A 17646-nucleotide genomic window follows, 5' to 3' on the forward strand; every position below is an offset into this window, starting at 1 on the left:
TTGATAACTTAAATCTCTATTTCAACAGCTAATTTCTATGAAAAGTGAACCGGAAAAGAAAAAATTATCTCCTGAAATCCTCAAAACGGATGGGGGTAAAACTAAATCCAATGCAATTGAGATTCCATCAATTGCATTGCCCAAAGGTGGGGGTGCTATCAAAGGCATTGATGAAAAGTTTTCTGTTAACGCTGTAAATGGCACAGCCTCTTTTTCTATTCCTTTACCTGTATCTCCAGCTCGAGGTGCTTCACCAACTCTCAATTTATCCTATAGTTCGGGAGGAGGTAATGGTGTTTTCGGGCTCGGGTGGGGACTTGGTTTATCTTCAATCAAGCGCAAGACCGATAAAAAACTTCCCCAGTATTACGATCATATAGATTCGGATATTTTTCTTTTCTCAGAAGCGGAAGACCTTGTCCCGGAATTCAAAAAAGAATCGGATGGCAGCTTTAGCAAGGATGCGCAGCAGAGCTATATCATCAAAGAAAATGATTCAGCGGATGGTCAGTTTGTTATTCGATTCTATAGACCTCGCATTGAAGGATTATTTGCTCGGATTGAGAGATGGCAGAATAAAACAAGCGGCATCATCAAATGGCGAGTGATTACCAGAGAGAATATCACTACATTGTTTGGCTGGAGTGCTAATTCCGTCATTGTTGACCCAGCAGATAGCAGTAGAATTTATGAGTGGTTACCAGAATTTGTTTTTGATGATAAAGGCAACTGCACTCATTATCTCTATAAGAAAGAAGATGATAAGGGATTTAATGATAAGCGGCTACACCATAAAAATCGCATTAAGAACGGTAGTATTACCTATACCAACCTTTATTTGGAAAAGGTACTCTATGGTAATAAAACACCTTACAAGAAATTCAATGACCCCTATCCTGCTGAGACTGATTATATGTTTCAGACCCTATTCGATTATGGCGAATACGATACCAATGCACCCTATGCCAAGATAGCTGACTGGCAGTTTAGACCAGATGCCTTCTCGGACTATAAATCCGGTTTTGAAATAAGAACCACTCGCCTTTGTAGTCGCGTATTGCTATTTCATTTTTTTAGTGAATTACCGGGTGGTTCGGCATTAGTAAAATCCCTGAATTTTGAATACGACACTTCTCAGCAACAAGATTTTACTTTCCTAAAATCCATGACTCCATTCGGGTATATCAAAAAACCAAATGGCACTTATACCTCAAAGAATCTTCCAGCAAATGAATTTGAATATCAACATCACACTTGGAATAAAGAAGTTAAGACCATTTCGTCTGAGGATTTGGTGCATGATCCGATTGGGTTAGACGAAGCTGACTATCAATTTACGGATTTATTCAATGAGGGGCTCTCAGGCATCCTGACCGAACAAAGTGGTGGTTGGTATTACAAATACAACTTAGGCAATGGTCAGTTTGAACGAGCTAAGTTAGTTTCTCCCAAACCTTCTTTTGTAGGACTCGGCTCGCATTTGCAGTTAATGGATTTGGATGCAGACGGTGGCAAACAACTGGTTAACCTAAATAGCCAACCAAAGGGTTATTTCGAATTAAATGATGACGAAGAGTGGCAAGTTTTTCGGTCATTTGAATGCTTGCCCAATATCAATATGGGTGATGCAAATACCCGCATGCTTGATCTTAATGGCGATGGTAAACCTGAAGTTTTAATTACTGAAGATCAAGTTTTTACTTGGTATGAATCTTTCGGAAGGAAAGGATTTAAAGCCGCTTTAAGAACAACAAAGTCAATTGATGAAGAAGCAGGTCCGCACATCGTTTTTGCGGATAGTAAACAAACCATCTTTTTGGCTGATATGTCTGGTGATGGATTGACCGACATCGTCCGGATTCGGAATGGTGAAGTATGCTACTGGCCGAATCTGGGCTATGGAAGATTTGGGTCGAAGGTGGCAATGGATCATGCGCCGGTATTTGATGCGCCCGATGCTTTCAATCCTGCCTATTTACGCCTGGCGGATATCGACGGCTCCGGCACGACCGATGTCATTTACTTAGGAAAAAATAAGTTCAGTTGCTGGATGAATTTGAGTGGTAACGCATTCAGTGACAAGCCGTTTGAAATAGATAGTTTTCCGGAAATTCACAATCAAGCGAAAATTACCGTTACCGATCTGCTCGGTAATGGAGTTGCCTGTATTGTCTGGTCAAGCAGCTTGGCAAAAAATGCTCAGTCGCCATTGAAATATATCGACCTGATGAACAGTAAAAAACCACACATCATGGTCTTTTACAAAAACAATTTGGGTAAAGAAGTCTCGCTGGAATACACACCTTCAACCAAGTTTTATGTTGCCGACAAGCTTGCCGGTAAACCCTGGATTACCAAACTGCATTTTCCTGTGCATTGCATCTCCAAAACAGAAACTCGGGATAAGATATCCGGCTATCGCTTTGTCAGTTCCTATAAATACCATCATGGCTATTACGACCATGCTGAACGGGAATTCAGAGGTTTCGGCATGGTGGAACAAACTGATAGTGAACATTTTGATCATTGGGTAAAAGGCGATGCAACGAATATTACTGATAAAACGTTGCATCAGGAACCTGTCGTAACCAGATCATGGTTTCATACCGGTGCATTTTTGAGCCGGGAAAAAATACTCAATCAATTCGCCCATGAATACTGGTATGAGGAAATGAGCCGACAGGGTTTTACAGTAGTTAATCCTGAAACACCATTGCCCGATGCCCGATTGATTACAGCACCAGGAATAGATGCATCGTTAATTGATCATCTCAGTTTCGAGGAATGGCAACAAGCCTTGCGTGCTTGTAAGGGTATGGGGTTGCGTTCTGAAGTATTCGCCAAAGATGCGCCGCTTGTTGGTGCAACACCAGAACAACGCCAGAAGGAACTAACGCCCTATTCTGTTGCTACGCACAATTGCGTTATTGAAGTATTGCAACCCAAGGGCCAAAACAAATACGCCATTTTCGCGGTAAAAGAAAGTGAGGCCATCACCTATAATTATGAGCGTAACACGGAAGACCCACGCATTGCTCATACGTTAAATATAAAGCTAGATGAATACGGCAATGTATTGGAATCTGCCTCGGTGGTATATCCAAGACTAGCAGCGGATATTTCTTTACCATCAGAAACACAAGAAGCACAACACAAAATACATATTATTTATTCACAAAACCGCTTTACCAATGACATCAATGCAGCCGATTCATACCGCTTAAGGCTTCCATCAGAAGTAAAAACTTACGAATTGAAGGGCGTGAGTAAATCCAAGCCACTATATACATTAAGTAATTTTGACAATATTCTTACGGCTGCTCGAGAAGTCAATTATCATCAAATTGATACTAATCCTGCGCCCGGAACTTCGCAAAAAAGATTAATCGAACACATTCGTACCCTGTACCGCAGTAACAATCTAAAAGATCCTTTGCTGTTGCATCAATTGCAATCAATGGCAGTGTTTTTTGAAAGCTACCAACTAGCTTATACACCAACTCTTATCACCGATATTTTTGGTACAAAGGTCAATGCCGCGCTGATGCTGGAAGGGAAATTCACCCATAGCGAGAGCGACGATAACTGGTGGATTCGTTCGGGGACCACTCAATTTATTGGAGGAATAGAAACCGTAGCTAATGCTCAAAACCGTTTCTATGTTCCCATTTCCTATACCAACCCTTACGGTGCTAAAACGAAAGTAAAGTACTACAGCAACTATTTCTTGTTCATTGAAGAAACGGAAGATGCTTTAGGCAATAAACAAAAGGTTGAAAGTTTCAATTTCCGTACCCTTGCACCGAAAAGAATGAAAGATGCTAATGGCAATTTTTCAGAAGTCATGGTGGATGAGCTGGGTTTGGTAAAAGCTTTGTCGTTATTTGGCAAAGGAAGTGAAGCCGATGATCTCATAGGTTTGAATGAATTTTCTTCTGTTACAGAAGATACATTGGTCAGTGACTTTTTTCATGCACCGGCTTCCGATGTATTGGTTACGCGTGGTAGAAATCTGCTACAGCACGCCACCGCCCGATTTGTCTATGATTTAGATGAATATAAAAATTCTGGTAAACCGGTAGTCGTCGCTTCCATTGTCAGGGAGGAGCATTTTCAGAAAAATAACAACTCACCCATACAGCTTGCCTTTGAATATTCCAATGGCCTTGGGCAAGTCGTGATGAAAAAGGCGCAGGCTGAACCGGGTCTCGCAAAGAAAGTCATCGTCAATCCAAATAATACGTACACCATTGCCGACATTAATACTGCCACACTCAATCCTAAACAACTGCGCTGGGTCGGCAATGGCAGAACCATACTCAATAACAAAGGCAATGCAGTTAAACAGTATGAGCCTTATTTTTCCGTAACTCATCAGTTTGAAGACCTGAAAGAACTGGTTGAAACCGGTGTCACCCCCATCATGTATTACGATGCGATGGGGCGGCTCATCAAAACCAAAATGCCCGATGGCACGTTATCCCGCACTGAATTTGACTCATGGAAACAAGTCATCTATGACCCCAATGATACTGTCTTAGAATCCGAATCCTCCTGGTATCACAATCGCACCAATCATCTCATTAATGCCGAACTCATTGCGGCAGGCAAAGACCCCAACAGAGAAAAAATGGCTGCTGATAAAGCTGCCAAACATGCCAGAACACCCTCTATCCAGTATTTCGACACGTTGGGAAGGCCGGTATTATTGGTTGACCATAATAAAAATTTGGTAACTGATGCCGATGAATTTTACCTTACCAAAGTTAATCTTGACATAGAAGGCAATCTACGTAGCGTAATCGACGATCGTGGCAATGTTGTGATGCAGTACAAATACGACATACTTGGCAACAAAATCTATCAGAACAGTATGGATGCTGGCCAGCGTTGGTTGTTAATAAATATCTTAGGTAACCCGTTACGCACCTGGGACGAACGCCATCATGAGTTTCAGTATTTTTATGACATCCTGCACCGGCCAACACAAAGCAAGGTATTAGGCGGCGATGGTGATACGTTGCTCAATCATATTTTTGACCGAATAATCTATGGCGAAACCGAACCGAATCCTGAGCTAAAAAATCTTAGAGGACAGGTTGTTAAACATTACGACACAGGCGGTTTAATAGATACCCCTGCCTATGACTTTAAAGGACAGCTACTAACTACTACGCGACGGTTATTTAAAGATTATAAAGGCGTAGCAAACTGGATTGATGCCAATTTGGCTAACGATTTGGAAGCTGAAGAATTCAGGTTTATCACTGAAACCGACGCGTTGGGCAGGGTCACGCAGCAAACCGCTCCTGATGGCAGCATCATTACGCCTTCTTACAATGAGGCCGGATTACTCAATGCAGAAACGGTGCTTCATCCGCATCTTGCCAGTCCTACCATTTACATCAAAGACATTGATTACAACGAAAAAGGCCAACGCAATAAAATTGTTTATGGCAACAACGTTATCAGTCAATTTTTTTACGACAAAGAAACCTTCCGGCTTAACCGTTTAGAAACCAAACGGCAAAATAACGACCCGTTACAGGATTGGCATTACACCTTTGACCCGGCGGGTAATATCACCCACATCGAAGACAAAAGTATCCCCGTGGTATTTTTTGATAACCAAAAAATTACCGGCGTTTCTACTTATACCTACGATGCCATTTATCGACTAGTGGAAGCTACTGGTCGGGAGAACAATACTTCCCTAGCATTTGACAGCAAAGATAACTGGAACGATGCGGCTTTCATGCGGCAGTTAAATCCAGGTGATCCGATGGCGATGCGAAACTATACCCAGAATTACCACTATGATGTGGTCGGCAATATTCAGAAACTGCACCATCAAGCTGTAGGTAACACCTGGATACGAGATTATAATTATCAGGTGACTAACAATCAGCTCATTAACACTCAAATAGGCACAAATACTTATAGCTATCCTCACCATCCCAGACACGGCTTTATGACTGCGATGCCGCATTTGGAAGGGATGGGCTGGAACTTCAAAGAAGAATTAATCAAAACCATCCGCCAACGCCGCACCGATGGAGGTACGCCGGAAACTACCTATTATCAATACGATGGTCAAGGGCAACGCCTCAGGAAGCTAACTGAAAATACCGCCAATCCTGGAGTTAAGCCAATCAGAAAAGAAGAACGGATTTACATCGCTGGCTATGAACTTTACAAAAAGCACAGTGGTACGGACACAGGATTGGAGCGCACCAGCCTTAGCTTGATGGATAAACAGCATCGCTTCGTCATGATAGAAACGCGCAACGATGTGGATGACGGCACCGAAAAACACTTGGTTCGCTACCAACTGCACAACCATATTGGCTCGGCCAGTTTAGAGTTGGACGGCTCCAATATTGCGAAAGTGATCAGTTATGAGGAATACCATCCCTATGGTACGACGGCATTTCAGGCGAAGAATGCGGGGATTAAGGCGGCGGCTAAGTGCTATCGGTATACGGGGATGGAGCGGGATGAGGAGAGTGGCTTGGAATACCATTCGTCCAGGTATTATTTGCCTTGGTTGGGGAGGTGGGGGAGTTGTGATCCGATTGGGATTGGGGATGGAATAAATGTTTATGGGTATTGCGAGAATAATCCTCTCAAAAACAATGATACAACTGGAAAACAATCCGCTGATCAAATTCGATTTAGGCAAATTTTTGATGAAAGACAAGCTTCTAATAGACCTACGGCTCATGTTTCAACATTAATTCAAGCCTTCAGGGATACAGGTATATCAGGTGGAGCAGTAAGAGATAGGCTAATGTCAATATTGGCATTGACAGGAGGTAATCCTAACGCACCTTCGGCCAATTTCGATTCTTACACAATTCGCCAAATCGGCACAGATACAGGAGGAAGTGGAGACTCAGGATTTAGAAGAGAACTGAGGGATAGTATTCGTTATCGCCGTGATGCTAGTGGTACTGATATCCCCATGCATCGGTTGAGTAGTGATCAGATCGGGCATTTTTTGAGCGCTGTAAGTTTTGGTTTTTCCCTTAGAGAGCGGGACAACTATATCCGTGAACAATATCGACAAGAAGCGGCGTATAGAAAAGAGCATCCTTACCAGTCAATTGTAAGAGACATGCTTAGTCCTACAACTGATATGGCTGTGCAATATGCTTTTGAACGTGAACAATATATGAGAGCTATGATTGGTCATGAATTAATTGCCGATCGAGCTTTCTCTGGCTGGGGTATCACTTCAACTTTAGCTTCACCGCTTATGGCTTCTAGTGATGATGTACAAAACTTTATTAGAGGACGCCTTGATTTGATTTCTATAAATGATTCCCAAAGAGGAAATAGTTATCAGGATATCTTGCTTACTTGGGTCGGTTATAGATTTGGTGAAAAGGTAGCCAATAGCGAGTTTAGCTCAAGTGACCAAGCAGCTAGATGGTTGGAAATGATGTTGACAAATCAGGATTTATCCAGAGTGTCTACAACCGACCCTTTTTATGCTGATGCTCAACAAATGCAAACATTATTACAACAATTTCGGCAAACACAGCAACGAATACATCCTGAAGATATTGAGCCATGACCACCCCCTACCAAACGCGTACCTCGTACCGCAGAACCTTTTATGAGTTCCTCAGCATATCACGCACTATTGATGAGAGGTGTTTTGAAGTTGCTGGTTTGATTGAGTATGGTGGATTGTCGCTTCGCTACGAATCATATTTATTGTTGAGAAGATTAAGATGCCGAGCTATCGGCGAAATTGTGCGGTGAGATATATTTTTCTATGGTGAAGCCCATAGGCGGAAGCTGCGAGCTGTTCCGCCTCATGTGCCGCTCAATGGCTGATTGGATGTTTGAAGTTATTAGTTGGATTTGCGGATCTACCCGAAGCGCATAAAACTCTATTGGGATATCGCTCTATGCAAATCTTGAAATTGATTAGTATGCAGAATTATCGACGTTATCGGGGGTTCCTGGCGGGACGTACTTTTTTTACGGTGAACTTGCTGGATCAGAGACGGGGTTTGTTGGAGCGGCAAATTGTCGATTTGCGAGAGGTAGAACGGGCAACCAAACGGGAACGATCATTCCATAATTGATGCTTGGGTGATATTGCCCTACTACATAAAAATTTTTGTATTAAACCATTCCGAATTGAAGGAGGGAATCATGGCAAATCAAATCGAAAAAAAGAAAGAGAATCTAGTTCTCGGACGGGTAATTGACCAACTCAATCGTCCCTTGTCCAATCTCATCGTCCAGGCCTTCGATAGGGATATGCGCAGTGAAGAATTGTTGGGCGAAAATATCACTGATCGGGAGGGGAAATATGAAATTATCTGGCTGCACAGTCAGTTAAGCGGTAGGGGCAGAAAAGAAGCGGATATTCTGATTAAAGTATTTACCAGGGAAAATAAGACCCTGCTCTTTGCTTCCGATATAGATGCCGTGCGGTTTAATGCTACGCCACGGGAAGAGATCAATATTACCATTGGAACGGTTATTAAGCCGGAAGTGGTGGAATATGACTATCTCTTAAAAGAAGTTCGTTTCCTTGCCAATAAAGTCGCCATTCCCGATTTGCAGGAAACTGAACAAAACAGGGACATCACCTTTCTCTCCAAAGAAATTGAATTTCCGGCGCAGAAAATAGAACTTTTGGTAGTCTCCCATCGCCTTCAGGCCGAGTCAAAAATTGATGCGGCATTCTTTTATGCCCTGTTGCGGAAAAATACGCTGCTCAAAAATGATTTTGTTAAGTCATTTCATGCAAGGTTGGTGATAGATATCAATACCGAGATATTACCCTTACTGTATGACGCAGCATTAGTTAATCCGGAAACTATAAAAAGTGATGTTGAAGCGGCTGCCAAAGAAATGATCGTTGCTGAAAAAGTGGCGAAGGAATGGCGGAATTATGTAGAGCAATTACAAAAGTATAAGAATGATGCTGAAGCATACTACCGAAACGAGCATCCACGAAAAGTACTCAACCTAGTCAGCCGGTTTGTGTTGGAAGATAAAGTCAGTGCAATAGGCAAACTCTTCGAGGAAAATAAAAACGACTTGAATGGTTTTATTAAAAAAGTTACTGATCCTTCCTTTTTTAAGAGCGATGCAACAGCAAAAGAAGCAGAAACATCCTTGGCATTGGGCGAGTTGTTGGGATTTGATGGAGCCATCATAGCCCAGATAATGGAATCGCAAGCAATCAAAAGAACTGAAGATATCAAGAAACTGGCAGCTTTGAACAAAGCAGGGTGGAAAGAAGCGCTTATCAAGTCGGCAGATAATATTGTGATTGCCGGAAAACCTTTAGATAAAGAGCTCATTGATCTGCATGCGTCATCTTTGGTTCGTAAAATGGAGAAGGAATTTCCAACAACTGCTTTTACCGCGCAATTAGGGCGAGAAAAGATTAATATCTATAGAAATCAGGAAACTATTTATCAGATTCTTACGAAATATGACGATTTTGACTTACAACATAGCAATATAGATCTTTTCCTCAGAGAAAAAAATATAGACAACAAAGACGTTGAAGTTAAAGGGGAAGAACCGAATTTCATACAGCGTATTATTAAATCGATTCCTCTCACCAAAGAGAAAAATATAGATAACAATAACATTGAATCTATACGCAATGAACTGAAGTCTATACAACGTATTTTTAAATTAGTCCCTCACTATAGTAAAACGAATGCATTATTAATGGAGAAAATCCATTCTGCACAAAGCATTGCGGCTATAGGCGAAACCCGATTTCTTAAGGAAATAGCACCAAAAGCAGGAATAGAGACTAAAGAAGCCAAAGATATTTTCCGCAGAGCCGAGCGTACTAATACGGCTGCTATGATTATCGTTGGAGAATTAACGGACACCATGCGGGCTATGGATGTTTCGGCGATAGAAACCAAATCACTTTCCAAAAAATTGGAAGCGGTTGGCAAAGATTTCCCTAATCTGAAATCACTCTTCAAACTGACTGACACATGTGCCTGCGAGCACTGTCTTTCGGTGTATAGCCCAGCAGCCTATTTGGTTGAAATATTGCAGTTTTTGGATAAGCGCAGTGTCGTTGATCTCACTATTCCTGCGCCACCTCCACCCGCAGTTCGTCCCACTGCAAAAATTGCAAAAGATGTTTTATTTGAACGTAGACCTGATCTGGGTGAGATTGATTTAGGCTGCGAAAATGCCAATACCCCTGTTCCTTATATCGATCTGGTTTGTGAATTATTAGAAGACGCCATTGCACCCGATGCCGGTATAGATTATTCAGGCGTGCTCTCGGATGGATCAGATCCGTTGCAAGGCAAAATAGCCAATGCGCTGGTTACTGCGTTAGTGGCTGCGGGTATTCCTGTAACCGATCAAGCACAGATTTTTGAAACAGAAATCTCTTCCGGTTCATCAGCGACACTGCCGCATTATTTGCGGGACAAAAAAGCGGTTTGCAAAATCGTCATTACTGGAGGAAATAACTATAAAGTCTTCCGGCTGCGACAAACCCTTTCTTCCGAGCAAGAATTAGCAGCTGCACCTGAGTATGTGAATTCAGGTGCTTACAATGCTTTAAAAATCGCCAAATACGCATTCAAGCTTCCTTTCGATTTAGACCATACCGAAGCCAAAGCCTATTTTACGCGATTTGACATTTCCCGAGCTAAGCTCATGGAAGATTTTCAGTCAGCAGGCAATCCGGCTGATAAAGCCATCGCCGCAGAGAAATTAGGATTAACGGATGCGGAAAGATTATTAATTATTACACCGGACACTGCCAATCAACAGAAATATTGGAACACAACCAGTGCCGATGCTTCTGTTGAAATGAAGGTGGTGGATACATTTCTCACCAAATCAGGCATTACCTATAAGGAGCTTGATCTACTCTTATATTTAAATTTTATTGACCCGGCAGATAAACTTTTTATTAAGCATCTTGATCTTTCATGTGACACAGAGAAAAAAGAAATAGCCAATCTGGACGATATTGCATTAGATCGCATCCATCGTTTCTTACGTTTTCAAAAGAAGACAGGCTGGAAATTCCAAACTTTGGACGAAATCATTTTACAAAGTAAACTGGGTAAAGGAAAACTTGATGACGCTGACGACAATGGTGATGGCGTAACAAATGGAGACGAATGCTTAATTCATGCGGCATCGTTGACTAAGCTTTCAGAAGAAGCTGGAATCAAATTAGAAGATTTGATTGGCTTTTATGGCGAGATTCCACACCAGACATTGAATGATGATGCAGTAAAACCTCTTTATCATCGGTTGTTTCTGAATAAAGCCAAGAATGGATTTATTGATGAAAGCTTGTTGCCTGAAAAAGTGGATGGCTCACAATTACTGAAAAATCTCAAAACCAGTATTGCGGTATGTTTACAACTAAAAGAACAGGATTTAGCGGATGATAAGTTATTGCAGCTGCTGCCTGACGGTAACTTAACCTTTTCCAATCTCAGTTACCTGTTTGCTGCTTCAAGCTTAATGAGGAAAATAAAACTCAAGGCGGAAGATTTTATTATTCTTGTACAACTCACAGGCATAAATATTCAGGATTCACCGCAAGCAACTTTAGACTTTGTTAAAGCTGCCAAGTTAGCTCAGAAATCCTCGTTAAAAGTTGCCGACGTTCAGTTCATGCTTCGTCATGAAGCAAATAATCCTGCTGATCTTATTGATCGAGAAATCAAAGATGGCAGGATAATACAAATATTGGAGAAGCTGCAAAAAGATTACCAAAGCAATTTTACTGCTAATAGGTCGTCTTTTAATGTCAATTTATCTGCAGATGAGCAGAAAGAAACACTACAAAATGTTCTTTCCAAATTGACTGGCATTGGAGAGGAAGATGTAAAAACATTTATTAAATTTATAGATAAAGACTGGGTATCAGTAATTTCAGCCAAGTCATTTACAGATGACAAATTAGCATATATTGATAAAGCAACTAGTATAGTTAGAGATAATTTTGATACTACGCGTATTAAAAACAGTATTGACGCTTTAGATGCTGCTCCCGGTCCAGATATCAGTAATGAACAGAAAGATTTAGTCAAAGCATTTTTAGATACCATAGCGGATTACCAACTCCAGTTGGGTAAGTTGAATATCCTTGAGCAAAGTCTTGCCAGCGTTTTTAAGGCGGATTTGGAGTTGATAAAAGTTGTATTGAAATATTCGCAGTTAAAACAACTTGCTCCAGGATCTGAATTAATTGGTGATTTATTGTTGACTGATGCTCTGATAGACATTGTTAACACAACGCCAATTTTGCCAGGTGTTACTGAATTAGCGTTTCCAAAGCAATTTCAGTCGTTACGGTTGTTACACAAGTTAATTCCCCTTATTAATTCTTTCAAATTGGAGACCATTCAGACCGAGTGGCTTCTCAAAAATAATAAAGACCTTGGCTGGTTTGAATTTGATGCTATCCCATACAAAACTGGTCAGACATCGGTTAGCTATATCAAGTATTCCTCTTTTGCCGGAATGATTGATCTGTCAAAACAGCTGACACCTGTGCCTAATCCAGTAGATGTGGAAAATCCTATCACTTTCTTGTCCGTGGCAGAAATGCTTTTGCCAACTAGCAGCGCCACAAGGAGCCAATTTATAGAAGTATTTTCGTTACTGACAGGCCACTTCAAAGAAGATATAGATGCCATTGATGCTCATTTATTCCCTGTATTCAACCTAAGCAATTATAGGGATGTAAATACCTGGCAAAGTATTAGTGACTGTGCCGAACATTTAAGAAAGTTAGGCTCGATCGTTGATCAGGTCAAGGCATATATCAAACCGATATTAACAGGGACCGATACCTATCTTCTGCGAACCGCACTGAAGGCACGTTATGACGAAGATACGTGGTTAAGCACACTCAAAGAGATCATGGGCGCTATCCGTCCTCAAAAAAGGGATGCTTTGGTTGCGTATCTGCTGGCTGAAAACCCTCAAATGAAGGACGAAAATGATCTGTATGATTATTTCCTGATTGACGTGGAAATGGAGGCTTGTATGCCTTCATCCAGAATTGTTCAGGCACATGGAACTATTCAGCTTTTTGTGCAGCGGTGCTTAATGGGATTAGAACCTAAAGCAGCAGCAGACGTATATGCAGCCGATGTAAAAAATGATGGAAGTTGGGATCAGTGGAAGTGGATGAAAAACTATCGGGTGTGGGAAGCCAACCGCAAGGTATTTCTTTATCCTGAGAACTGGATTGAGGCAGAACTTAGAGATGACAAATCTTTCCTATTTACAGAATTGGAAAATGAACTGTTACAAAACGAGCTGACCGAATTCACAGCCGAAGAAGGATTAATCAAGTATCTTGAAAAACTCGACAATATTGCTTTCTTGGAAGTCCTTGCCACTTGGTATCAATCCGATATCAAAACTATGCATGTTTTTGCCCGCACGAAAGGCGGCGATCCTGCAATTTACTATTACCGGAGGTTCGAACAGGAGCGATATTGGACTCCTTGGGAAAAAGTGGAATTGGATATTACAGGCGATCATCTGTTGGCGTTTGTTAGAAATAATCGCTTGTGTTTGGCTTGGCCAGTATTCAGTGAGGTACCTAATCCAATTCAAAAATCAAAAGTGCCTAGTGATGGTGATCAAGGGAGCACAATAGATAATGATAAGCCCGCACGGAAGTTGAAAATCCAACTCGCTATTAGTGAATTTGCCAATAAAAAATGGCAATCAAAGAAACTTTCTAAGGATGGAATGTTAACACCTAAAGATTTTACTCCCGATGAGGACGAGCTAAGGAGAGACCAATATAATTTAGTGTACTTTGAAACTGGCCAAAAGATTTTAATTTTTAGTACAACTGTTAAAGGCGAATATGAACAACATCAGATAAATGGTATCTTTAATATTGCAGGGTGCAAAGGCTATCCAGAATTGGTTTTTCAAGGCAAACAAGATTTTCCAGACTTTTTGCCTGATTTTAGAGATACCTTGTTGAAGTCACAAAGATATAATGAACTACCCGTAGAACCTAATGATCCTTTTAGAAGCAATCCTGATGATTTGTCTGTTAGAAACGGAATCTCATTTTTCAATTTTTATGAGATTTTAGATAAAACTCCAGGAAAGTTCAGATTGTCGTATCCGCATCAACTGACAGTTATTGACCAGCTAGCATTATTTTTTGAATACTTACTGATATATTTTTATGGTGGTAATTATGGGGATAATACAGGCCATGCAACATATGCCAGAAGTAGATGGGGATCTTTTAAAATTCCTTTAGGCACATTTCTTCCTTATTACATGGAAGATAGCAACCATGCTTATGTGATAATTCCTGGCTTTTATAAAACTATCCAAGAATCAGAAACCAGTGATCCATTTTATGTAGCAAGAACAGCTTCAAATGTAATGCAATTGATTGAGGATATTGTATCTTTATTTATCAAATATATAGCTAAATTACAGGCTGATCCAACACATGACATTTCTAAGTTGATTCAGGAGCTATTCAAAGATAATGACTATCAGGAAATTATTAAGGAGCTAAAGGTTTATTCAAGCCTATCCTATGGCGAGCAATTTAAAAATATGTACCACCCTTTGATTTGTTCATTGAGAACAGTACTTTATAGAGATGGCATTCCGGCGTTGATGAAAAGGGAAACGCAATTGCAACAAAATCCATTTGATTTTGAGAAAAACTTTGTTCCAAATGCCAGTATCGTTCCGAAAACTTATATTCTTGAAAAGGCGGGTGTAAAAACTTTATCCTACCCTGCTGAGGATTTAGACTTTACAACAGACGGCAGTTATAGCAGCTATAACTGGGAGTTATTTTTCCACGTTCCGCTCTTATTAGCCACAAGGTTGACAAAAAATCAGCGCTTTGAAGAAGCCTTAAAGTGGTTTCATTATATGTTCAATCCAACCGGAGCATTGGAGGGGACAGCTCCACAGAAATACTGGGTAACTAAGCCTTTTTATCTGACCAATGATAGTGACTATATCAATCAGAGAATTGATACCTTGCTCTACAAGATTGCCGATCCCAATACACCAGAAAGGAAGGAATTGGAGTTTGCCATTGACCAATGGAGGACCAAGCCATTTAAACCGCATGTTGTAGCACGTTTTAGGCCGGTAGCCTACCAAAAAGCAGTGTTGATGAAGTACATTGACAACCTTACTGAATGGGGCGATTACTTGTTCCGCCAGGATACGATGGAGTCCATTGTTCAGGCTACGCAGATGTATATTTTGGCGGATAAACTATTAGGGTCCAAACCCCGAATTATCCCATCTGTCATAAAAGTGCCGTATGAAACCTATAACCAGATGGAAGCTAAGCTGGATGCTTTTGGTAATGCCTTAATTGGCCTGGAAAATATTTTGCCGGATTTGTCAGCCTTGCCAGAAGGTGGAGCGGAATTACCTCCTGCACCGATTACGTTGTCTATGCTTTATTTCTGTATTCCACAGAATGACAAAATGCTGGAATATTGGGATCGTATCGCAGACCGATTGTTCAAAATTCGTCATTGCCAAAACATCGATGGTGTGGAGCGCAGTCTTGCTTTGTTTGCGCCTCCCATTGATCCCGGTATGCTGGTTCGTGCGGCTGCCGCGGGTCTGGATATATCGTCCATTCTGGCAGGCATCAACGCCCCCACGCCTTATTATCGTTTTAATGTATTGTCTCAAAAAGCAACGGAGTTGGCACAGGAAGTAAGGGGCCTGGGAAGCTCATTGTTGCAAGCATTGGAAAAGAAAGATGCGGAAGCCATGTCCTTACTGCGTAGTGAATTGGAAATAAAAGTCCTAAGTGCTGTGAAAGATGTGAAATTACTACAAATTAAAGAATCAAAAGAACAGATTGAAGTACTGAAAAGAACAAAAGCAGTCACGGATGAGCGGAACAAATACTATACAAATATACAAAAAATTAATAGCAATGAGCAATTAAGTTTAGATAAATTGAGCGAATCGCATGATTTTCAAACTGCTGCACAAGGAGTGAAACTGGCGGCATCAATCATATCATTGTTACCAGATATTGATTTAGGTGCTTCTGGGTTTGGTGGATCACCAATAGCAAAATTCAAAATCGGGGGACTTAATATTGGCCAAGCAACGAATGCTGCAAGTGATATCTTATCATTCTTGGGAATGTTGGCTTCAAACGAGTCTTCAAGAGCATCTGTTCGCGGTGGATATGATAGAAGGTTTGACGATTGGAAATTACAGGAACGGTTAGCTAAGAAAGAACTTCTTCAAATTGATAAACAGATTGTAGCAGCAGAAATCCGTAAAGAAATTGCTGAAACAGATCTAAAAAATCATGAGTTGCAAATTGATAATGCCAAAAAGACCGATGAATTCATGCATTCTAAATTTACCAACAAAGAATTGTATGATTGGATGATTGGGCAAATCAGTTCGGTATATTTCAGAGCCTATCAACTGGCCCATGATTTTGCTAAAAAGGCCGAAAGAAGTTATCGCTTTGAATTGGGAAATGATGATTCATTCATCTCCTATGGCTACTGGGATAGCATGAAGAAAGGGTTGCAAAGTGCCGATCATCTTATTCATGATATCAAGCGCATGGAAACCAGTTACCTTGATAAGAATAAACGAGAGTATGAGCTTACCAAGCATATTTCTCTTTCCCTTTTAGATCCATTGGCTTTGGTAATGCTCAGAGCCACCGGTGTTTGTGATTTTGAAGTACCCGAGGTTTTGTATGATATGGATCATCCGGGCCACTACTTCAGAAGATTAAAATCCGTCAGTATCAGTTTGCCATGTATTGCAGGACCTTATATCTCGGTGAGCGCTAAGTTGTCATTGGTCAGCAACAGATACAGGAAGAATTCTAATCCTGATAATCTCGCTACTACTGAATATCTTGAGGATCCCGGCAACGATGAGCGTTTTGTTTACAATGTTGGAGCAATCCAATCAATTGCTGCCAGCAATGCCCAAAACGACAGTGGTGTCTTTGAATTGAATTTCAGAGATGAACGCTACCTTCCTTTTGAGGGTTGCGGTGCAATAAATTCATGGCGGCTTGAACTTCCAAAAGAAGTAAGGCAATTTGATTACGAGACCATTTCTGATGTGATTCTGCATGTGAAATATACAGCCAGAGAAGGTGGCTCAACGCTACGTGGGTTAGCTGAGAAAGCCTTAAAAACTAGTTTGGCTGCAATAACGCAACGAATCAGTGAAACAGGTTTGCATATTGCTCTGAATATGAAGCATGACTTACCAAATGAATGGCATTTATTCAATAATAATGGTTCCGTGGACTTGATAATTGATAAATTCAGACTGCCCTACCTGGCTCAGGTAATAGATACTACAACCATTGCCAGTATTATGTTCATAGCCAAAGTTAAGAGTAAGCCTGCTCCTTCGTCTTATTCAATAAGTATAAGTATTGGTGGGAAAAATTATCCTACTACTTTGTCAATAGTTGATGAATGGAAGTTGTACATAGGCAATAACACGAACATTGAGATAGATAAATTATTTAATTTGTCAGTAGCTGCTGCGCAGTTGGGGGATCTTGAAGAATTAATGTTAATAGTGAAATATAGTTTCTCGTGAGACTTCTTTAAGGAGACAACCCCCTTGACGTGC

The 17646-nt window shown here is 40.9% G+C and carries 3 protein-coding genes; all 3 read left to right on the forward strand.

The annotated features are described in order from the left end of the window. The first annotated feature begins 37 nt into the window (after positions 1-37). The 3 genes from ATY38_RS07780 to ATY38_RS07790 all read left to right on the forward strand — a co-directional run bounded on the left by ATY38_RS07780 (position 38) and on the right by ATY38_RS07790 (position 17613). Positions 38-7579 (forward strand): SpvB/TcaC N-terminal domain-containing protein, encoded by a 7542-nt coding sequence (locus tag ATY38_RS07780; RefSeq protein ID WP_082633017.1) that lies wholly within the window; start codon positions 38-40, stop codon positions 7577-7579. A 340-nt stretch (positions 7580-7919) separates the two neighbouring features. Next, the gene (locus tag ATY38_RS07785; RefSeq protein WP_062558806.1) at positions 7920-8099 is read left to right on the forward strand and encodes a hypothetical protein; all 180 of its coding nucleotides are present in this window, start codon (positions 7920-7922) and stop codon (positions 8097-8099) included. 70 nt (positions 8100-8169) lie between these two features. Beyond that, positions 8170-17613, forward strand: coding sequence for a Tc toxin subunit A-related protein (locus ATY38_RS07790; RefSeq protein ID WP_062558807.1), 9444 nt, complete (start codon positions 8170-8172; stop codon positions 17611-17613). Positions 17614-17646: the final 33 nt, after the last annotated feature.

Origin of the sequence: Nitrosomonas ureae (assembly GCF_001455205.1) — a bacterium.
Taxonomy (GTDB): domain Bacteria; phylum Pseudomonadota; class Gammaproteobacteria; order Burkholderiales; family Nitrosomonadaceae; genus Nitrosomonas; species Nitrosomonas ureae.

Excerpts from the sequence above, each read along its gene's own strand:
- ATY38_RS07780 (WP_082633017.1), top strand. The coding sequence starts at position 38 with ATGAAAAGTGAACCGGAAAAGAAAAAATTATCTCCTGAAATCCTCAAA.
- ATY38_RS07790 (WP_062558807.1), top strand. The coding sequence starts at position 8,170 with ATGGCAAATCAAATCGAAAAAAAGAAAGAGAATCTAGTTCTCGGACGG.
- ATY38_RS07785 (WP_062558806.1), top strand. The coding sequence starts at position 7,920 with ATGCAAATCTTGAAATTGATTAGTATGCAGAATTATCGACGTTATCGG.